This is a genomic window from Sediminicola luteus, assembly GCF_040566555.1.
Taxonomy (GTDB): Bacteria; Bacteroidota; Bacteroidia; order Flavobacteriales; family Flavobacteriaceae; genus Sediminicola.
The window spans coordinates 551,557-571,229 of sequence record NZ_JBEWYP010000001.1 but is presented as its reverse complement, the minus strand read 5'-3'; the positions used below and the strand labels follow the sequence as shown (position 1 = coordinate 571,229).

Below are 19,673 nucleotides of genomic sequence, written 5' to 3'. Positions count from 1 at the left end.
TGGCCTACAAATTATTAATAGTTTTTCGAATAGCGACTAAATTCGTCAATAATTTCTCTAAATGGTCCAAATGCAACATATTCGCCCCATCACTTTTGGCATTTGCCGGGTCAAAATGGGTTTCCATAAAAATACCATCGGCCCCGGTAACGATCCCTGCCCTGGCAATGGTTTCTATCATATCTGGTCTCCCTCCTGTAACACCCGAAGATTGGTTGGGCTGCTGTAAAGAATGGGTAACGTCCAAGACCACTGGGGCATATTGCTTCATGGTTGGGATGCCCCTAAAATCCACGATCATATCCTGGTATCCGAACATTGTGCCCCGGTCTGTGACCATAACCTGCCCATTGCCGGACTCCTCTACTTTCATCACCGCGTGCTTCATGCTTTCCGGACTCATAAACTGCCCTTTTTTCAGGTTCACCACCCTCCCTGTCTCGGCAGCGGCAACCACCAAATCGGTTTGCCTTACCAAAAAAGCAGGTATCTGCAGTACGTCCACATACTCGGCTGCCATAGCGGCATCAGATATTTCATGGATATCTGTCACCGTGGGCACGTGAAAGGTTTCCGATACTTTGCGAAGAATTTTTAATGCCTTTTCATCGCCTATACCGGTAAAACTATCAACCCTACTACGGTTGGCCTTCTTAAAACTGCCTTTAAACACATATGGAATTTGTAATTTATCGGTAATGGAGACTACCTTTTCTGCAATCCGCATTGCCATTTCCTCCCCTTCAATGGCACAAGGGCCACAAAGAAGAAAAAAGTTATTACTGTCTGTATGTTTTATTTGAGGTATTAGGGAAAGATTCATGCACTGATATTTTTAAGACAAAGATAATATTTTAAGCAACTTGCTGTTGTATAGGGGGTGCGATTGTCCAAAACTTTTGTAATAAATGAGCAGGAAAAGGAAGTTGACTTTGTTTTTAGTATTGATGTTAGTATGCCAAGCCAATGCCCAATTCGGTAGAAATTGTGAATTGAGACAGCTAAAGATCAATATTGTAAATCCAGGGTTGGAATATGAAATGGCGCTTGGAACAAACACTACTTTGGATTTTAAACTAGGGATGCAGTTTGCCTTGGATCCTGCACTTCCTGAGGTATATGAGGAGGTTGGTTTTTTTCCTGCAATCGCAGGCCAATACCGGTATTATTACAATTTTGAAAATCGTCAACGCAATAGGAGACAAATTTATGGCAACTCGGCCAATTATATAGCTCCTGCGGTTGCTGTTTTCTTCCCGGGCACACGAACTATTAGCAGTGAGTTGGTGCAAGGTGCCTTTGGTTATGCCGGCATGGTCACCGGACTGCAACGTAGCTACAATTCTGGATTCAACTTTTCGATTGATGTGGGTGCAGCCTTTTATGCAGGTCAATTTCAGGGGGCTATACTTCCTGTAGCGAACCTGAGCATTGGCTGGATTATCAATGAAAAGCGATGGTGTGTTGGGAGGTAATGAAGTTTATATTGGGCAAATAATGTGGGGTTCAAAGCCCATAGCACAAATCTCAAGTCTTTTTCTTCATCAAATAACAATAATAGCAAATCCTTTAAATTCATAAAAATCCCTTAAATCATATGGTAACCTGACCTAGGTCTTTTTTGCGCATATTAATATTCCGTACCTTAAAGGATTAACCATTAACTAAATCATCATGGAATTACAAGATATGTTAATTGCAGAGTTGGAACATGAAGTGGCGCTGACGGAAAAATTCTTAAAGCGTATCCCAAAAGATAAATTGGAATGGAGGCCCCATCCAAAATCAATGTCGCTAAAACAGTTGGGAAGCCACCTGGCTGAGATACCCAGTTGGGTTACAGGAACCATGGTACAGGATGAAATGTCCATGGATGATTACAAGCCGCCCATTAACGAAAGTGTGGAGGAAATGGTAAAGAATCTGAAATCCTCGGCCGAGGAGGCCAAAAAATCTCTGAAAGTTCCCAATAGTGAATTTGATAAGCATTGGAAAATGATCCAAGGGGGTAAAACGGTGATGGAAATGCCAAAATATCAGGTGTTGAGGGGTATGGTGCTCAATCAATTGCCGCATCATAGGGCACAGTTAGGGGTATGCCTCCGATTATTGGATCAGTCGGTACCCGCTACGTATGGTCCATCGGCAGATGAGCAACAATAGGTTGCGAATCTAAATTCGTGAGTAATTAAAACCAAGGCCTTTATACATTATATAGGCCTTGGTTTATGCGTTTAAAACTCTACTTCATTCAAAAAATAAATGGTGCAGGTCCTTTGTGAAACTGCTTCAAAATCAATATATTAAGAAATATCATCCTTTTGTCGAAAGGTTAAAAAAAAGGAGTATCTTTGCGCGCGCATTCAGGAACATAGAATGCTTTTAAATTATAGTTATGTCAGCAACAAAAAACATTGCAATCATTGCCCACGTAGACCACGGTAAGACTACGTTAGTGGATAAAATTATGTACCACTGCCAATTGTTCAGGGAGAACCAGAACACTGGTGATTTAATTTTGGACAACAACGATTTGGAACGTGAAAGAGGTATCACTATTACTTCTAAGAACGTTTCCGTAGTATATAAGGGAACAAAAATTAATATTATTGATACTCCTGGTCACGCCGATTTCGGTGGTGAGGTTGAGCGTGTTTTGAACATGGCCGACGGGGTATTGTTATTGGTAGATGCCTTTGAAGGTCCTATGCCACAAACACGTTTTGTATTGCAAAAAGCAATAGATCTTGGTTTGAAGCCATGTGTTGTAATAAATAAAGTTGACAAAGAAAACTGTACTCCGGAAGAAGTACACGAAAAAGTATTTGATTTGATGTTTGAATTGGGTGCCGAAGAATGGCAGCTAGATTTTCCAACCGTTTACGGTTCTGCAAAGAACAACTGGATGAGCGAAGATTGGAAAAACCAAACAGACAATATAGAGCCATTATTGGATATGGTGATTGAGCATGTTCCAACTTTCGAAGCTAAAGAAGGAAACACTCAAATGTTGATCACTTCCTTGGATTTCTCTTCTTTTACCGGTCGTATTGCAATTGGTAGATTATTAAGAGGAAGCCTAAAAGAAGGACAACAAGTTTCTTTGGTGAAACGTGACGGTAAAATTGTAAAGACAAAAATTAAAGAACTTTATACGTTTGAAGGTCTTGGTAGATTAAAGGTACAAGAAGTTATAACAGGTGATATCTGTGCAATTGTTGGTTTAGAAGGATTTGAAATTGGTGATACAGTTGCCGATATCGAAAATCCAGAAGGCTTAAAAACAATTGCTATAGATGAACCAACAATGAGTATGTTGTTCACCATTAACGATAGTCCGTTTTTTGGTAAGGATGGTAAATTTGTAACATCTCGTCATATTAAGGATCGTTTAGAGCGTGAGCTTGAGAAAAACTTAGCACTACGTGTTAATGCTACTGATAGTGCTGATAAATTCTTGGTTTTTGGTAGAGGTGTATTGCACTTATCTGTTTTGATCGAAACTATGCGTCGTGAAGGTTACGAAATGCAAATTGGGCAGCCACAGGTTATCATCAAAGAAATTGATGGTGTTAAATGTGAGCCAATAGAGCAGTTAACTATCGATTTACCAGAAGAAGTTTCTGGTAGGGCCGTAGAAATGGTTTCTATTCGTAAAGGTGAAATGACAAGTATGGAAGCTAAAGGAAGCCGTATGGTTTGCGAATTTTTAATTCCATCTAGAGGTATTATTGGTTTGAGAAACCAATTATTGACCGCTACTGCTGGTGAAGCCATCATGTCTCATAGATTCTTGGAATACCAACCGATGAAAGGTGATATTCCACAACGTCAAAATGGTTCTTTGGTTTCCATGGAATTAGGAAAATCTATTCCTTATTCTATTGATAAATTACAGGATAGAGGTAAGTTTTTTGTAGATCCGGGAGAAGATATCTACGAAGGTCAGGTGATTGGAGAGAACTCTAGAGGAGATGATATGACAATCAATATCACCAAAACTAAGAAGTTGTCAAATGTTCGTTCTTCTGGAGCAGACGACAAGGCTAAAATTGTTCCTGCCATTAAATTTTCATTGGAGGAAGCTTTGGAATACATTCAGAAAGATGAATATGTTGAGGTAACTCCAAAACATATCCGTTTAAGGAAAATACATTTAACTGAAAATGATCGTAAGCGTTTCAAAATCGCTTAAGTTTATTTTTAAGGTCATAAAAAAAGCCCCGAACCATTGGTTCGGGGCTTTTTCTTTTTAAAATATTGTTTAATGCTTTCCGCAAGCGGAAGCAGCACCTATAATTCCAGCCGTGTTCTCCAATAATGCAGGAATAACCCTAGTGTCCACCTCTATTTGGTCCTTAAATTCATCCCAGTCCTTTGAGGCACCACCACCTAGGATGATCAAATCGGGAGCAACGATCAAATCCACATAATTCAAGAATTTATTAAATCGCTTGCCCCACTTTTTGTAACTCATGTTCTTTTTCTCCTTCACGGATCCTGCTGCCCATGATTCAATCTTATCGTATTTCTTATATGGAATTTGTCCCAGTTCAAAATTCGGGATCAACTCACCATTAAAAAATGCACCACTACCCAGACCGGTACCAATGGTGATCATGATCACCAATCCCTTTTCGCCCTTGCCAATACCGTAATTCATACAGGCACAACCGGCTGCATCGGCGTCATTGATTACATGGAAAGGTTGTCCTGTGGCCTCGGTAAAAAGATCATCTACCTTAACACCGACCCAAGATTTATGTAGGTTGCCTTGTGACTTGCAAATTCCGTGTCTGATAATGGAAGGAAAGCCACAGCCTACAGGCCCAGTATAATTAAAGTGGGTAACAATTTGTGAAACTACATCTGCTATATCAGCAGGCTTTTTGGATTTTGGGGTAGGTATTCGGTAGCGCTCAGTAAGCATTTCTCCTGTTTCAATATTTACCAATGCCCCTTTTATTCCAGAGCCACCTATATCTATCCCAAGTATTTCCATGTAGTTTTTTAGTATGTGATCGCGGCAAAGAAACAAAAAAGTTTCGGCAATTGGAAAAACGCTAATTTATAAGATCACCTTTATGATATAGGAAATCGAAAATCAATTGATCCACAGCAGAGACCATATCCCTGTCATTATAAGTAAGCCATACCATTTCCTCAATTTCGGAATCGGGTGCCAGCTGACCATGGTATTGCGCGGCATAACAGGTCATACGCACCAAAATACCAGGTTTGTGTCCGTCCGCCTGGGCTTCAAAAATACCAATAAATTCCAATGAGGGTACCTTAATGTCCACACTGAGTTCTTCTTTGATTTCCCTGACCAAGGTTAATGAATCCGATTCCCCTAATTCCCTTTTTCCTCCAGGAATGTAATATTTGGTCTTGCCATTGCTACGGGTGCTCAATATTTTCCCTTCCACCAAATGGATCCATGCGAGCTTGTCGATAATTCTTTCTGTAGGTTCTATATAATAATCTATGGAGTTGAGGGAATGGTTGGGGTCTATGATATCCAACAGTTTGTCTATAGCGCGACCAAAAATGGTGAGGGTGCCCAGTTTTTTGTTCCGGCCAATGGCACTGGAAATGGTCTCGTCCCTATTTCCAAAATAGTATCCGCCGTCCTTGATCCATAGAGCATTTAAAAGGTGCTGCATGGTAACATTGCCCAATTGGTCTACCGAGATGGCTATTTTAAGGGCGTACTCCCCAATGCCTGTGAGTCCTCTTTTAAAAAGCTTGTAAAAAAGCGCATAGACAAAGCCAAAAGGAACCGTAAAGACAAATAGAAGTATAGAAATGAAGAAGAGGAGAATACCAATAAGGGGATTCACCTTTTTGTCAGCTCTATATACTTGTTTTTTTATGATCATGGACGCTTAGCCTCGTGGGTAAATAATAGGTGTTAAACGGCCTTCTGAACCACTTCGAACACTTTGTTGCCATCGCATTTCAAGGTTTTTGATGGGTACTTCAAGATCAGGGCATAATCATGGGTAGCCATTAATATGGTACGCCCCGTTGCATTGATCTCTTGCAATACTTTCATGACCTCCACGCTGGTCTGTGGGTCCAAGTTACCAGTTGGCTCATCTGCCAAGATCAGTTCAGGATCGTTCAATAGGGCACGGGCAATGGCAATTCGTTGTTGTTCGCCTCCTGAAAGTTCATGAGGGAATTTAAAGCCTTTGGTCTTCATGCCTACTTTTCCCAAGACCTCTTCGATCTTGGCATCCATTAAACTATCATCTGTCCATCCTGTGGCTTTTAGAACAAAGCGGAGGTTTTTATTGATGCTCCTATCGGGCAATAATTTAAAATCTTGGAAAACGATACCCAATTTCCTTCGTAGATAGGGAATATCTTTTTCTTTCAGGGTCTTGAGGTCAAAATCTACGATATGGCCCGATCCTTCTAAGAGTGGCAGGTCTCCGTAGAGCAATTTCATAAAGCTGCTTTTGCCGCTCCCCGTCTTCCCGATGAGGTATACAAATTCACCTTTTTTTACTTCTAAATTGATTTCGTTGAGCACTAAATTTTCCTTCTGGAAAACGGATACGTTCTCTAAATGCAATATGCTTTCGCTCATGTTTCTGAATATTGAGATAAAGGTAATAAGTTCTTGTTAAAAGAAATCAAGGTCTTTTAAAAATATATATCTTTCGCCTTAAATTAAGTTAAACAAGGCATGGATTTTGTTAAGTTCAAATGTTCTTGGGCGTTCAAAAAAAAGGCATGTAAAATGTACCTTTACAAGAATACTTAAGCACAATTTTTAACGTTATATAAATTCATATACGGTTAATTTTAAACAGCTAGAGAACATTATGCGAAATAAAAAAACCGCTTTAATACTGTGTCTTACGGGGATGGTATGGATTGGCTATGGTCAAGAATCCAAGATCTACACCCATAATGAAAAGGATTATCAGGAAGCACTCACGCTTTACAATAACAAACAGTATCAAGCATCCCAGACTATTTTTGACAAGGTGAAATCCAACACCGATGATTTGGAGGTCCGAGCCAATAGTGCTTACTATGCGGCCAATGCTGCCATTCGGCTAAACCAGATTGGGGCAGATCGCCTTATGGAGGATTTTGTGGAACAGTATCCCACTTCCACCAAAAGAAATTCGGCCTTCTTTGATGTGGCCGATTATTATTTTGAAACAGGGAAATATCCGTATGCCCTAAAATGGTATGGGAAGGTAGACCAAGGCTCTATCTCCAGAGCGGATAGGGACCGGTTTAATTTTAATAACGGATACTCCCTATTTTCTTCCAATAGATCCAAAGAAGCGGAACAATATCTTAATAAAGTAACCAATTCCCCTAAATATGGATCACAGGCCAAATACTACCTGGGATTCATTGCGTATCAGAATGACGATTATGCAGGTGCAAGTGCGCGCTTTGATCAGATTACCGATCAAAGGCTATTGGATGAAAACCTATCTTATTACCAGGCTGATATGAACTTTAAGCTCGGTAATTTTGAAAAGGCTATCGAATTGGCTAAAAAACAATTGCCAAAGGCAGATAGATTGGAGATTTCTGAACTTAATAAAATTATCGGGGAGAGTTACTTCAACCTTAAACAATACAACAACGCCATTCCCTATTTGGAGGAGTACAAGGGCAAAAAAGGGAAATTGAGCAATACGGATTATTATTTCTTGGGCTATTCCTATTACAAACAGGGAGATTTTGCCAATGCCATTCAACAGTTCAATAAAATAATAGGAGGTGACAACAGCGTTGCCCAAAATGCCTATTACCATTTGGCGGAATGTTATTTGAAGTTGGACAAAAAGCAGGAAGCGTTGAACGCTTTTAGAAATGCCTCACAAATGGATTTTGTACCGGAAATTCAGAAAGATGCCTATCTGAATTATGCTCGCTTGAGTTACGAAATTGGAAATGCCTACGAGAGTGTTCCCAAGGTATTGACAACCTATATGGATAAATATCCAGGGAGTGCGGAGACCAAAGAAATCCAAGAACTTTTAGTGGATTCCTATATCACCTCAAAGAATTTTAAAGGGGCAATGACCCTCTTGGAAGAAAATAAAAATTATGCCAGCAAGGCCACTTACCAAAAGGTAGCCTACTATAGAGGGATTGAACTTTTTATAGATGCGGATTATCAAGGTGCTGTAGAGAATTTCAAAAAATCTTTGGCAAGTGCGGAAGATGGCACTTTTAAGGCCAGAGCACAATATTGGAAAGCAGAAGCCCAATATCTTTTGAACAACTATAATGATGCCTTGGTAGATTTCATCCAGTTCCAAGCCAACCCTAATGCACGCAACATCCCTGAGTACAAGGATCTGCCATATAATTTGGGATACACCTATTTTAAACTAAAGGACTATACCAATGCAGCTTCCTATTTTTCAAAATATTCCGCTGCAAAACCTTCGGATACCAATAAATTACACGATGCCTATCTGCGTTTGGGAGATAGCCATTTTGTAAGTAGTAAATACTGGCCTGCCATGGAAGCATATAATCAGGCATTGGCCTTGAGTGGTCCAGAAAAGGATTATGCGGCATTTCAAAAAGCCCTTTCGTATGGATTTGTAGATAGAACTACTACCAAGATCGAAGAATTGAACAGTTTTACAACAAAGTATCCTACTTCTACCTTAATGGACGACGCCCTTTTTGAGTTGGGGAACTCGTACATTAAAGAGAACAAGATAGATTTAGGATTGCGATCCTATGACAAATTGATCAGCCAGTACAAAGGAAGTTCTTTGGTGCCACAGGCTCTGATGCGCCAAGGTTTGGTGCACTATAATGCCAGTCAGAACGATCAGGCATTGGGCAAGTTCAAAACTGTGGTACGCGATTTTCCAAAAACGCAAGAAGCGGTACAAGCGGTGGCCACGGCCAAATTGATCTATGTGGACCTTGGGCGTGTGAACGAATATGCCGACTGGGTAAAAAACCTGGATTTTGTGGAAGTGACCGATGCCGATTTGGACAATGCTACTTTTGAATCTGCGGATAAACAATATATAGAAGGGCGTTCAGATGCTGCCATAAAAGGGTATCAAAATTATATCCAACAATTTCCATCAGGCTTAAATTCCCTAAAAGCCAATTTTAATCTGGCCCAATTGTATTTCGCCAAAGGAGATAAAGAAAAGGCACTTACCCATTACACCTTTGTGGCCAATAGAGGCGGAAGCGAGTATTCAGAACAAGCGTTGACCCGGGTATGTGAAATTTATGTGGGGAATAAAAATTATACCGCTGCTATTCCGTTTTTGATACAATTGGAGAATACGGCCGATATCCAACAGAATATCACTTTTGCCCAATCTAACCTTATGAAAGGATATTACGAGCAAAAGAACTACGATAAGACCATTGCCTATGCAGAGAAGGTTTTGGCCACTTCTAAAATAGATGACCGCATCAAGAGCGATGCGCAAATCATGATTGCCAGATCGGCGATAGCCACCAATAATGAGGCAAGGGCACAAAAAGCCTATGGTGAAGTTTTAAAAATAGCTTCAGGTGAACTGGCTGCAGAAGCTTATTACTATGATGCCTATTTTAAAAACAAAGGGAAGAACTATGAAGCATCCAATGTATCGGTTTCGAAATTAGCAAAGGACTACTCGGCCTATAAGGAATGGGGTGGCAAAGGATTGGTGATCATGGCCAAGAATTTCTATGCGTTGGGCGATGCCTTTCAAGCAACCTATATTCTAGAAAGTGTCATTACCAATTTCGGACAATACAACGCAATAGTAAATGAGGCCAAACAAGAGCTTATCAAAATAAAAACCAAGGAGGCGGAGAGCAATTCATCTATCAATCCTGACAAGAATTAAATACACCTTGCAAAAAGAGAACACTATGCATAAGCAAATATATATAAGTATCCTTTCTATTATAGGCGTTTTTCACTTGGGGGTTTCCCAGGAGAAGGACAAAAATGATATCGGTACGGAAACGGTAACGGTGACCAAGGCGTACACCCCAACAATCTCCGATGCCTTTAAAATTAAATCCATGCCTAATCTGAACGATTCCATCGTTCTACAAAAGAAGAAGATCAATTACAATATTTTTTCAGTTCCCGTAGCTTCCACATTTACCCCTGCGAAAGGCAAGGCAACGGAAGTACAGAAAGCCAAGCCGGAAAAGCTTTATAATTCCTCTTTGGCCCTTGGTCTTGGGAACTATAACAACGCTATGCTCGATTTTTATACGAGCAGGGCCTTTAATCGTGATGAGCGTGTGGATATTGGGCTCAATCATTTTTCTTCCAGAGGGGATATAGATGGCACGGTCCTGGACAATGATTTTTACAATACCAAGTTGGATGCCTCCTACTCCAAAAAGGATAGGGATGTCAGTTGGGGCACAAACATAGGGTTACAACATCAGATCTATAATTGGTACGGGATTCCTGAAGGAGCCTTTCCCGATGCTGTTATTGCCGGTATTGATGCGAAACAAAATTATTACAATGCAGAATTGGGTGCAAATGTGAAAGTAAATGATGCCCTTTTTAAAGGTGCAGACCTGCTCTTAAGACGTTTTTGGGATGTAACGGATTCCGGTGAGAATAGATTTAAATTCCAGCCTGTTTTTGAATTTCCGCTAACAGATCAGGCTTTGACTATTTCCGGAAATTTCGACTATGTAGGAGGTGCTTTCAAAAATGCAGATGTTAATAATTCCAACAATACGGGAGATATCAATTACGGTCATTTTCAAGTAGGGGTAAGCCCAAGTCTTTTGATCGTAAGTGATGATGTCAGGATAAATTTAGGGGCCAACATAGTTTATGGTATGGATACGGAAAATAGTGAGAGCAATTTTTATATCTATCCAGCAGTGACGGCATCCTATAGGATCTTGGATGAAAACGTAATTGCCTATGGAGGAATAAAGGGCGATTTAAAGCAAAACTCTTTTCATGATTTTGTAGGAGATAATCCGTTTGTATCCCCAACCTTGACTATAACCCCGACCGATAAGCAATACGATGCCTATGTTGGACTAAAAGGAATGCTTCTTCCTAGTCTTAGTTACAACTTTAAAGGATCCTATACTGCAGAAAACAGAAAACCCTTGTTCAAGTTGAATCCCTCTAATGATTTTAGGAATGATGAAAAGGGGTATTACTACGGGAATTCTTTTGAAGTGTTTTACGATGATATAAAAACATTGGGGATCTTTGGAGAATTGAACCTGGATATCAACCGTAATTTTTCCTTGGGTATTAATGCAGAAGTATACGATTATGATACGGAAACAGATAACCCTGCTTGGAACCTTCCCAATATGACGGGTTCTCTTTTTATGGATTATCAAATTGATGAGCACTGGTATATGGGTGCCAACATTTTCTATGTTGGGGAAAGAGAAGACCTAAGTTCACAAGTGGTTCAAAACGTGCAACCATCGCAATATCCATCAACCATAATTACGTTGGATGGCTATTTTGATGCCAATGCCCATATGGGATACCGATTTAACGATCAATTTTCTGTGTTTTTAAAATTGAGCAACATCGCTAACAACGATTACCAAAGATGGGCCAATTACCCGGTCCAAGGATTCCAAGCTTTGGCAGGATTTAAGTACAAGTTCGATTTTTAACGGTCATCCAGCCTGGGAATAAGGGAAACCAAAATTACTTGCAATCCTTTCTAGGTGAGTGAATTAAGGGTGTTTTGGGGATATCGAAAATAAATATTGTGCTTTATAGTGCTAGTTAGAATAATTGGTAGCATCTTTGTATCAAATACGTATTAATTTTAAATTTTAACGATGAGTAAAGGAACAGTAAAATTCTTCAATGATACCAAAGGATTTGGTTTTATCGCAGAAGAAGGTTCTGGTAAAGAACATTTTGTACACATTTCTGGATTAGTAGACGAAATTCGCGAAGGCGATGAAGTTGAATTTGATCTTCAGGAAGGTAGAAAAGGATTGAACGCAGTAAATGTAAAAGTTATTTAATATATACTTTTTATTACATTAAACTAAAGCCTATCAGAAATGATGGGCTTTTTTTATGGACAATACTTTGTCATTTCAGTATTAACAAGGAAAGTTGGGTAGACGTATCTTGACACTTAAGCTATCCTTTTCTGGTCCGTTTTCTCAGCTTAAAAAGTCGGTCTTCATAATAAGCTTTCAGCTCTTCTAAAAATGTCATAGGATCCTCGTATTCCATAAGGACTTTGTAGGTGTGTTTGTTTTTGGCTTCCTCTAGGCGTTCGGTCATTTTCCGGATTTCCAAATGTAAATAGTTGTTCTTTGGTTGCATAATCTCCTTCTGTGGGATTATATGATCTGTAAGCAGGTCGTTGCCCTGGAAAATATGGGCGTGAAATGCCCTTAGGGTATCCAGATCCCCAGTGGTATAAATAGCTATAAGTTGAGTAGTTATGGTCGTTGCCAAGTCCAATTTATCTGCCTGCATGGAAAATTTATCCGGATGTACATGCAGCATAGCCTCCCTGTAAAGTCGTTTTTTTTCTTGTTGTTCCTCAGGGTTAGTTCGTGGGGTCTTTTTTATGGCAATGGTTTGTAGTCCATCTATTTCCCTATAATTTTTGCCGCGTTTCTTTTGGTGCAGCCTTTTTTCCTTTTTTGCCGCTTTTTGTTGCTTGTAGAGCACTGTCAATTCCTGCTCTTCAATAAGGGCATTTTCCAGATGCGTCCTGAGTATATTTTCAAAGTTGCCAGTCTTTAACAGAATGGCCTCCAATTCTTGGGTTAAGGATTCAAGTTGTGCTTGCAGCGCCTCTTGTTCCGAGGTTTCATTTAATTTTGATGGATATTTTTCACACATATAAATCAACTGGTATCGGCAAAGTTCGGGAACATTTTTTAATGCGGGAGTACGAAACCGTCTTTTCAAATTTTTATAATAGTTTTTAGAGTCATGACCTGAATTTTAAGTGATAATGAGATTGGTAAAAAATTATTGCAACAGGATATTTTTGGGTGATTGGTATTGCTTTTTAATCCTTATTTTTGGCTCAAACTGATACCGATATGAAATACATACCAACAGCCTTTTTGTTATTGTTACTTTTTTGTACCGCTTGTAAAAATAAAGAAGAGAAGGTAGTAGTGGTTGAGGTCATACCTATCGATAGCCTTTTTCAGGACTATTATCAGTTCAGGTTGCGGATCAACCCTTTAGGGGTCACAAAATCCGGAATAACTGGATATAATGATGTTCTGGCCGATTATATTTCAAAACCGTATCAAGAAGATCTGGAGGAGAACTATGATTATTTTTTAAATATGGCCAAAGCATATGATGAAGCCCTATTGACCCCAGCCCAGGCTTTAAGTCTTAAGGTTTTGGTTTGGGATGCAGAAATAAAGCGGGAAGGCCTTACCAATAAGTTGGTGACCATCCCTTCTCCTATGTTCGATCTGCCCACCTTTGAGCTAATGCCCCTCAATCAAATATTTTCATTTCAACTCGAAATAGCGCTGTTGGCCAGTGGAGCAGGAGCTCAACCTTTTAATACGGTAGAAGATTATGAAAATTGGTTGCAAAGGGTAGACGATTATTTGGAATGGTTGGATACGGCTATATTAAATATGCAGCGTGGGATAGATAAGGATGTGGTTCTGCCCAGGGTGATTATTCAAAAAGTATTGGGGCAATTGGAGGGTTTTGCAACAGCGGAAGCAGAAGACCATTTGTTTTATGCCCCTATTAGAAATATCCCCGAAAATTTTTCTGAAGAGGATAAGATCAATTTAAAAGATGCTTATAGAAATATGATCCTGGATGATTTATCCCCTGCCCATGAAAAGTTAAAACTTTTTTTATTGGAGGAGTATCTGCCAGCAGGAACAGAGACTGTAGGCTTATCAGAACTACCCCATGGGAAACAGGCTTATAAATATTTGATCAAATACCATACGACCACCAATTTGTCTGCCGAGGAAATCCATGAATTGGGGTTGGAGGAAGTTGCCAGGATCAGGGGTGAAATGGAGTTGATAAAAGATTCCGTTGGCTTTGAGGGCGACTTAAATAGTTTTTTTGAGTTCGTGCGAAACAGTAAAGAGCAAATGCCTTTTAATGAACCCGAAGAGGTCATAGAAAACTTTAAGGCTATCCAAAAACGGATACAGCCTAATTTGTCCAAATTGTTTGATTTAAAACCTAAGAGTCAATTTGAGGTTCGTAGGACAGAAGCTTTTAGAGAAGCATCTGCCAGTGCGGAATATTTTGCAGGCAGCAAGGATGGGTCTAGGCCAGGTACTTTTTATGTGCCAATCCCAGATGTGACCACATATAATAAATTTATGGATGAAGCCTTGTTTCTACATGAAGCTATTCCGGGACATCACTATCAATTGTCATTGCAACAGGAAAATAAGAACTTACCTTCCTTTTTACATGGGGAAGGAATGGGCGTTTTTGTAGAAGGTTGGGCCCTTTATTGTGAATCCTTGGGCAAGGAATTGGGATTGTATACAGATCCGTACCAGTATTTTGGAATGCTGAGCATGGAGATTCATAGGGCTATCAGATTGGTAGTGGACACTGGGTTACATGCCAAGGGATGGACAAGGGAAGAGGCCATACAATATTCATTGGAGAACGAAGCGGAATCCGAAGCGGATATTACTACGGAGATTGAGCGTTATATAGTAGCCCCGGGACAAGCCCTCTCCTATAAAATTGGACAGTTGAAGATCAGGGAACTCCGGACTAGGGCGGAAACCGCCTTGGGCGATGCTTTTTCAATCAAAGAATTCCATAACCAAATCTTGAGCTCCGGTAGCTTGCCATTGGTGTTGTTGGAAGAAAAAGTTGAGAAGTGGATTGAACGCGAGAAATATAACCGTTAGGGGATTGCCTGTTCAATAATGGCATCGCATTACCTTATTGATGACTTAAAGATTTTGTCTTTTCATTCCAATGTTGATTTTTTAACGGTTTTTCATTAATAGTCTGAGTACTCTGTGGGATACAGGAATTGAATATCGATATGCGAGATATTATTTTGATATTCTGGCATTGCTGATAAGGTCTTCCAAGTTGAAGAGTCTACGAACAATTTCCAATGGGCATCCCTACTTTCTTGATTTGCAAAGGTGGTCATATACATTAGGTTGGGCATCTGGCTCCCGGAAAGAACCTCCCCATAGAATACCGCATTAAATCCCAGTTCATCGAATAGCGTTACTTCTCCTCCTTCATTGAACATTTTCACTTTATTGCAATAAAGCTCTTCCGTAGGGGATTGATAACTACGTAATTCGTAAACCCTCTCCGTTCTTGGTCCATCAAGAGGGGAAGGTTCTAGAATAGGCATGTCCTTAAATGCCCTTAAAAGGGTGGATGAAATCCTGATATATGGCGCTTTGTCATAGGAGGCTTTAAGATAGTCCTTTCCTCGCATAAGATAGTCCGCATCTTGTGTCAGTTTTTGGTCCAAACTTTCATATTGGGCAAAATCTTTAAAAGGGATTAAAACTATTAGTTGGTTTAAGGTATCCTTTTCATTTGGTCTTGTTTTGAAAACGCCAACGCGCTCTATTTGTAATTTTTTTAAAGCAGGGATAAAGGCTTTTTGGAGATAATCATGGGTCAATTGTTCCTGGGCCTCATTTTCAAAAGTATAGGTCTTTAGTTGAAAGAGTTCCCGTTTTTCTACCTGTGCCTGTAATACACTGGAAAATAAAAATAGGAATGCGGATAATCTGAAAGTATGCTTGCGGATAATAGACTTCATAGCGTTTCGTTTTGATTTGAACATAAAAGTAACCTAGTTACGATTGAAAACCTAAAATGCTCGATAGTACTTCGTTGAAGGTACAATCCCATAATGGACTGGGTTTATAAGCACATTCGCCAAACTAGGTTAATCCATAAATAATGAGGTGTTTAACATATAGATTTTATTCCATCTATTTATTTGCTAAATTAGAGCAAGTGTAGAGTAGCTTTTTTAAAAGTGAAAAGGTGCCGGCAATTCAGAATAATAGAATGTGAAAAATATAATGTTCCAAAGATTAAGACCTTTATTGACTATAATTTTGTTGGTGAATTTCTCTTTGGGCATAGGTCAGAACCTTATTAAAAATCCAAGTTTTGAAATGCATTCCGAGTGCCCTAAAAGGATGGGGAATTTCAATATAGATTTGCCACATTGGAGCACCCCCACAAGAGGAACTACAGATTACTTCAATTCGTGCAGTGAGCTAATGGGGATTCACGAAAATTTTAAAGGAACACAAGAGCCATTTCATGGCAAGGGCTATGCTGGTTTTTATGTGATTGCCCCAGAAGATTATAGAGAGTACATACAGGCCGAAATTACGAGAACCCTAGAGAAGGGCAAAAAGTATAGGGTATCTTTTTATGTAAGTCTGGCAGAAAAATCAGATTATGCCATCCGAAATCTCGGGGTGCTGTTTGCTGAAAAAAAGATATCACTCAACAATAAAAATTACCTGTCCAAATCACAGATTTATTCCATCGATGACAACTCTTTTAATTTTCAGGAAATTAAAGGTTCAAAATTCCTTTCCAACGATAAAAAATGGGTGAAGCTCAGTACAGAGTTTGTTGCCGAGGGAAAAGAGAATTATATGATTCTGGGGAATTTTGATAACAATGCATCCACTAGAAGAATAGACACAAAAAAAGATCTTAAGATTGGGGCTTATTATTACATAGATATGGTTTCTCTATTCGGGACTGATCCAGTGACTACAGCTGTGGAAGAAGATTATGAATTGGATATAACACATATTTTTAAGGATGTATTATTTGAATTTGATAGATCCCATCTTCTTGATACAGAAAAGAAAGGAATTGAAGCGCTATATGCCTATCTTCAAGCAAATAGCTCTTTAAAAGTTAATATAAAAGGCCATACCGACAAGATTGGATCCGATTTGTATAATAAAAAACTTTCTACCAAAAGAGCTGAGGCAGTGTCCAGGTACTTGTTAAAATTAGGGCTTGAAAAAAATCGAATCACCTGGAATGGCTATGGGGCCACAAAACCTATACGGGAGAATACCACGGCCGAAGGAAGACAGCGAAACCGAAGGGTAGAATTTGTGATTTCGAAGGATTTTGAATGATTTTTATAAGTGTCTCATCCTCTTTTTGTTAGGGTATGGGATTTCTTCCTTAAATTTTGGGAATGATTATCCTATTTCTTGCTTTAAAACACTGATATATAGTTGCTTAAATATAATATGGGATTATAGTAATTTATGATATTCACGGAGGATCATATAGTAAAATAGTCGACTTTTAATGGCGCCTAAAAAAACTAAAGGCTTAAACCAATCCATATGAAAAAGTATTCTATCTATTTGATGATGGCATTTACTATGTTATCATTAATCCCCTCAAATGCGATGGCTGCAAATGAACCAGCTACAGAATTAATGTCGAACTCGACGCCAGATAATGCGGCACTAGCTAAGACGCTTTTGGCCAGATTGGATGAAATCAAAGCCATGGATAAGTCAAACTTATCTCGTTTGGAAAAAAAGGCGTTGCGTGTGGAAGTGCGTGAAACAAAAGCAGAATTAAAATCCATGAACGGCGGGGTTTATCTTTCCGTTGGTGCCATTATTGTCATTATCCTACTTTTAATCCTTTTGCTTTAAGTCTTAAGTTCAAATAATTATAACATGCAAAAAAAAACCATCGGTTTGGTATTGATCGTCCTAGGAATTTTGATGATGGCATACACCGGATTTAATTTTGTGACCAAAGAAAAAGTAGTAGATTTTGGTCCTATAGAAATTAGCCAAAAAACAAACCATCCAGTACAGTGGTCACCTATTCTAGGTGTAGCTTTACTCATTGGGGGAACATTTCTTACGCTAAGTAAAAAAAAGGATTAATTGGTAATTTGAAATAGTTTCAATGTAGAATTAAGTGTCCATCGCAATATCATTGCGATGGACATTTTTTTTGCTAAAACATGTTGAATTGATAGTGTGCTGGTCGTAAATCATTATTTTTGGTAAAATCAATTTAAATTTCATGAAAAAACTTCTACTTCTTGTGGCCATCTCTATGGCCAGCTGTGCCCCAAACAAAATAACCGTTGACCTAATTGTTCAGGATGCACATATATACACTATCAATGATACTTTTTCAAAAGCCAGTGCCTTTGCTGTCAAGGATGGAAAATTTGTGGCCGTAGGAACTTCAGATGAAATCAATAAAAAATATACGTCCTTAAAAACAATTACAGCTGGGGGTAAGACCATAATCCCAGGTTTAATTGACGCCCATTGTCATTTTTATGGACTAGGGCTCAACCAACAGATTGTAGATCTGGTGGGGACCAAAAGCTATCAGGAAGTATTGGATAGGGTTCAGGAGTTTCAATCCAACAATCCAGTGGATTTTATAAGCGGTAGGGGATGGGACCAGAATGATTGGGAAGTAAAGGAATTCCCAACAAAAATAGGATTGGACGCTCTATTTCCAAATACACCCGTGGCCTTGGAACGGGTGGATGGTCATGCATATTTGGTAAATCAAAAAGCCTTGGATATGGCTGGGATCACTTCCAAGACAAATGTTAGCGGCGGGGAGATTGTAAAAGAGAAAGGTCAGATCACAGGGATATTGGTAGATAATCCCATGGGAATGATAGATGCCGTGGTTCCTAAGCCGAACAGGGCTACCCAAATACAGGCGCTTAAAGATGCTGAACGTATCAGTATTAGCTATGGACTTACCACAGTCAATGATGCCGGTCTGGACCGAAGCACTATTGAACTGATAGATAGTCTGCAGCAGGCGGGAGACCTTTCCATTAGGGTTTATGCAATGGTGAGCAATACCCCCGAGAATCTTGATTATTATTTAAATAAGGGCATTGTCAAGACCGATAAGCTCAATGTGAGATCTATAAAAGTTTATGGGGATGGGGCCTTAGGCTCCAGAGGGGCAGCTTTGAAGGAACCCTATTCCGATAAGCCAGGACATTTTGGTGCCATGGTTACCTCAGTGGCAGATATACAGAACTTAGTGGATAGGATCGTAGCTACGGACTACCAAATGAACACCCATGCCATTGGGGATTCGGCAAATGTTGTGGTGTTAAAGGCATATGCCGAAGCCTTGAAAGGGAAAGGGGACAGACGATGGAAGATAGAGCATGCCCAAGTGATCGCCCCAGAAGATTTTGATTATTTTGAATTGGGGATTATTCCTTCTATTCAGCCAACCCATGCTACAAGTGATATGTATTGGGCTGCTGATAGATTGGGAAAAGAACGTGTAAAAGGCGCCTATGCTTTTAAAGAATTATTAAAGCGCGCCGGAAAGGTGGCATTGGGAACAGATTTTCCAGTGGAGCAAGTGAGCCCATTCCTTACCTTTTATGCTGCTGTGGCAAGAATGGATACGGATAACTATCCCGAAGGAGGTTTTCAGATGGAAGATGCCTTGTCCAGAAGGGAAGCCTTAAAAGGGATGACCATTTGGGCGGCCTATTCAAATTTTGAGGAGAATGAAAAAGGAAGTATTGAAGTAGGTAAAATGGCCGATTTCGTCATTTTAAATGACGATATCATGACGGTACGCAAGAATAGTATTCCTAATTTGACTGCTGAGCAAGTATTTATAGACGGCATAAAAGTTAACTAAAAAGTCAACCAAC

General features: G+C 39.5%; 17 protein-coding genes. 11 read left to right on the top strand and 6 right to left on the bottom strand.

Annotated features, from left to right (window positions below):
* Window positions 1-4: 4 nt before the first annotated feature.
* On the bottom strand, window positions 5-823 hold the full coding sequence (gene kdsA / locus ABXZ32_RS02475; protein WP_354617100.1) for a 3-deoxy-8-phosphooctulonate synthase: 819 nt from the start codon (window positions 821-823) through the stop codon (window positions 5-7).
* 85 nt (window positions 824-908) lie between these two features.
* Between kdsA and ABXZ32_RS02470 the strand changes: the two genes are divergently transcribed.
* The 3 genes from ABXZ32_RS02470 to typA all read left to right on the top strand — a co-directional run bounded on the left by ABXZ32_RS02470 (window position 909) and on the right by typA (window position 4,195).
* On the top strand, window positions 909-1,475 hold the full coding sequence (locus ABXZ32_RS02470) for a hypothetical protein (protein WP_354617099.1): 567 nt from the start codon (window positions 909-911) through the stop codon (window positions 1,473-1,475).
* Between the two features lie 199 nt (window positions 1,476-1,674).
* Entirely contained in the window at window positions 1,675-2,163 is a 489-nt protein-coding gene (locus ABXZ32_RS02465; RefSeq protein WP_354617098.1) for a DinB family protein, read from the top strand.
* A 232-nt stretch (window positions 2,164-2,395) separates the two neighbouring features.
* Complete coding sequence (gene typA, locus ABXZ32_RS02460) at window positions 2,396-4,195, top strand: translational GTPase TypA (RefSeq protein ID WP_354617097.1); 1,800 nt, start codon at window positions 2,396-2,398, stop codon at window positions 4,193-4,195.
* A 69-nt stretch (window positions 4,196-4,264) separates the two neighbouring features.
* Here the strand turns inward: typA and ppgK are convergent, their stop codons facing one another.
* The 3 genes from ppgK to ABXZ32_RS02445 all read right to left on the bottom strand — a co-directional run bounded on the left by ppgK (window position 4,265) and on the right by ABXZ32_RS02445 (window position 6,598).
* On the bottom strand, window positions 4,265-5,002 hold the full coding sequence (gene ppgK, locus ABXZ32_RS02455) for a polyphosphate--glucose phosphotransferase (protein ID WP_354617096.1): 738 nt from the start codon (window positions 5,000-5,002) through the stop codon (window positions 4,265-4,267).
* Window positions 5,003-5,063: 61 nt separating this feature from the next.
* Window positions 5,064-5,882 (bottom strand): NUDIX hydrolase, encoded by an 819-nt coding sequence (locus ABXZ32_RS02450; RefSeq protein WP_354617095.1) that lies wholly within the window; start codon window positions 5,880-5,882, stop codon window positions 5,064-5,066.
* 32 nt (window positions 5,883-5,914) lie between these two features.
* On the bottom strand, window positions 5,915-6,598 hold the full coding sequence (locus ABXZ32_RS02445) for a cell division ATP-binding protein FtsE (protein ID WP_354617094.1): 684 nt from the start codon (window positions 6,596-6,598) through the stop codon (window positions 5,915-5,917).
* A 238-nt stretch (window positions 6,599-6,836) separates the two neighbouring features.
* Here ABXZ32_RS02445 and ABXZ32_RS02440 point away from each other — a divergent pair, with 238 nt between their 5' ends.
* The 3 genes from ABXZ32_RS02440 to ABXZ32_RS02430 all read left to right on the top strand — a co-directional run bounded on the left by ABXZ32_RS02440 (window position 6,837) and on the right by ABXZ32_RS02430 (window position 12,003).
* The gene (locus ABXZ32_RS02440; protein WP_354617093.1) at window positions 6,837-9,860 is read left to right on the top strand and encodes a tetratricopeptide repeat protein; all 3,024 of its coding nucleotides are present in this window, start codon (window positions 6,837-6,839) and stop codon (window positions 9,858-9,860) included.
* Window positions 9,861-9,885: 25 nt separating this feature from the next.
* Entirely contained in the window at window positions 9,886-11,640 is a 1,755-nt protein-coding gene (locus ABXZ32_RS02435) for a TonB-dependent receptor (protein WP_354617092.1), read from the top strand.
* 171 nt (window positions 11,641-11,811) lie between these two features.
* Window positions 11,812-12,003, top strand: coding sequence for a cold-shock protein (locus ABXZ32_RS02430; RefSeq protein WP_062055462.1), 192 nt, complete (start codon window positions 11,812-11,814; stop codon window positions 12,001-12,003).
* A 121-nt stretch (window positions 12,004-12,124) separates the two neighbouring features.
* On the opposite strand, the gene ABXZ32_RS02425 is transcribed toward ABXZ32_RS02430, so the two are convergent.
* A complete protein-coding gene (locus ABXZ32_RS02425) occupies window positions 12,125-12,910 on the bottom strand; it encodes a hypothetical protein (protein WP_354617091.1) in 786 nt (261 codons plus the stop codon).
* Window positions 12,911-13,047: 137 nt separating this feature from the next.
* Here ABXZ32_RS02425 and ABXZ32_RS02420 point away from each other — a divergent pair, with 137 nt between their 5' ends.
* Window positions 13,048-14,874 carry a DUF885 domain-containing protein gene (locus ABXZ32_RS02420; protein WP_354617090.1) on the top strand — a complete coding sequence of 609 codons (1,827 nt, stop codon included), beginning with the start codon at window positions 13,048-13,050 and terminating at the stop codon, window positions 14,872-14,874.
* A 95-nt stretch (window positions 14,875-14,969) separates the two neighbouring features.
* Here ABXZ32_RS02420 and ABXZ32_RS02415 read toward each other — a convergent pair whose 3' ends face one another.
* Window positions 14,970-15,761, bottom strand: coding sequence for an NIPSNAP family protein (locus tag ABXZ32_RS02415; RefSeq protein WP_354617089.1), 792 nt, complete (start codon window positions 15,759-15,761; stop codon window positions 14,970-14,972).
* A gap of 268 nt (window positions 15,762-16,029) precedes the next feature.
* Here ABXZ32_RS02415 and ABXZ32_RS02410 point away from each other — a divergent pair, with 268 nt between their 5' ends.
* The 4 genes from ABXZ32_RS02410 (at window position 16,030) to ABXZ32_RS02395 (ending at window position 19,660) form a co-directional block, all read left to right on the top strand.
* Window positions 16,030-17,121, top strand: coding sequence for an OmpA family protein (locus tag ABXZ32_RS02410; RefSeq protein ID WP_354617088.1), 1,092 nt, complete (start codon window positions 16,030-16,032; stop codon window positions 17,119-17,121).
* Window positions 17,122-17,337: 216 nt separating this feature from the next.
* Entirely contained in the window at window positions 17,338-17,658 is a 321-nt protein-coding gene (locus ABXZ32_RS02405) for a hypothetical protein (protein WP_354617087.1), read from the top strand.
* A 24-nt stretch (window positions 17,659-17,682) separates the two neighbouring features.
* Complete coding sequence (locus ABXZ32_RS02400; RefSeq protein ID WP_354617086.1) at window positions 17,683-17,898, top strand: LPXTG cell wall anchor domain-containing protein; 216 nt, start codon at window positions 17,683-17,685, stop codon at window positions 17,896-17,898.
* Between the two features lie 142 nt (window positions 17,899-18,040).
* The gene (locus ABXZ32_RS02395) at window positions 18,041-19,660 is read left to right on the top strand and encodes an amidohydrolase (protein WP_354617085.1); all 1,620 of its coding nucleotides are present in this window, start codon (window positions 18,041-18,043) and stop codon (window positions 19,658-19,660) included.
* Window positions 19,661-19,673: the final 13 nt, after the last annotated feature.

What these genes read in the sequence shown, in the direction of transcription:
- ABXZ32_RS02410 (WP_354617088.1), top strand. Translation starts at nt 16,030, where the DNA reads ATGTTCCAAAGATTAAGACCTTTATTGACTATAATTTTGTTGGTGAAT.
- ABXZ32_RS02465 (WP_354617098.1), top strand. Translation starts at nt 1,675, where the DNA reads ATGGAATTACAAGATATGTTAATTGCAGAGTTGGAACATGAAGTGGCG.
- kdsA (WP_354617100.1), bottom strand. Translation starts at nt 823, where the DNA reads ATGAATCTTTCCCTAATACCTCAAATAAAACATACAGACAGTAATAAC.
- typA (WP_354617097.1), top strand. Translation starts at nt 2,396, where the DNA reads ATGTCAGCAACAAAAAACATTGCAATCATTGCCCACGTAGACCACGGT.
- ABXZ32_RS02435 (WP_354617092.1), top strand. Translation starts at nt 9,886, where the DNA reads ATGCATAAGCAAATATATATAAGTATCCTTTCTATTATAGGCGTTTTT.
- ABXZ32_RS02450 (WP_354617095.1), bottom strand. Translation starts at nt 5,882, where the DNA reads ATGATCATAAAAAAACAAGTATATAGAGCTGACAAAAAGGTGAATCCC.
- ABXZ32_RS02405 (WP_354617087.1), top strand. Translation starts at nt 17,338, where the DNA reads ATGAAAAAGTATTCTATCTATTTGATGATGGCATTTACTATGTTATCA.
- ABXZ32_RS02470 (WP_354617099.1), top strand. Translation starts at nt 909, where the DNA reads ATGAGCAGGAAAAGGAAGTTGACTTTGTTTTTAGTATTGATGTTAGTA.
- ABXZ32_RS02415 (WP_354617089.1), bottom strand. Translation starts at nt 15,761, where the DNA reads ATGAAGTCTATTATCCGCAAGCATACTTTCAGATTATCCGCATTCCTA.
- ABXZ32_RS02400 (WP_354617086.1), top strand. Translation starts at nt 17,683, where the DNA reads ATGCAAAAAAAAACCATCGGTTTGGTATTGATCGTCCTAGGAATTTTG.
- ABXZ32_RS02445 (WP_354617094.1), bottom strand. Translation starts at nt 6,598, where the DNA reads ATGAGCGAAAGCATATTGCATTTAGAGAACGTATCCGTTTTCCAGAAG.
- ABXZ32_RS02430 (WP_062055462.1), top strand. Translation starts at nt 11,812, where the DNA reads ATGAGTAAAGGAACAGTAAAATTCTTCAATGATACCAAAGGATTTGGT.
- ppgK (WP_354617096.1), bottom strand. Translation starts at nt 5,002, where the DNA reads ATGGAAATACTTGGGATAGATATAGGTGGCTCTGGAATAAAAGGGGCA.
- ABXZ32_RS02420 (WP_354617090.1), top strand. Translation starts at nt 13,048, where the DNA reads ATGAAATACATACCAACAGCCTTTTTGTTATTGTTACTTTTTTGTACC.
- ABXZ32_RS02395 (WP_354617085.1), top strand. Translation starts at nt 18,041, where the DNA reads ATGAAAAAACTTCTACTTCTTGTGGCCATCTCTATGGCCAGCTGTGCC.
- ABXZ32_RS02440 (WP_354617093.1), top strand. Translation starts at nt 6,837, where the DNA reads ATGCGAAATAAAAAAACCGCTTTAATACTGTGTCTTACGGGGATGGTA.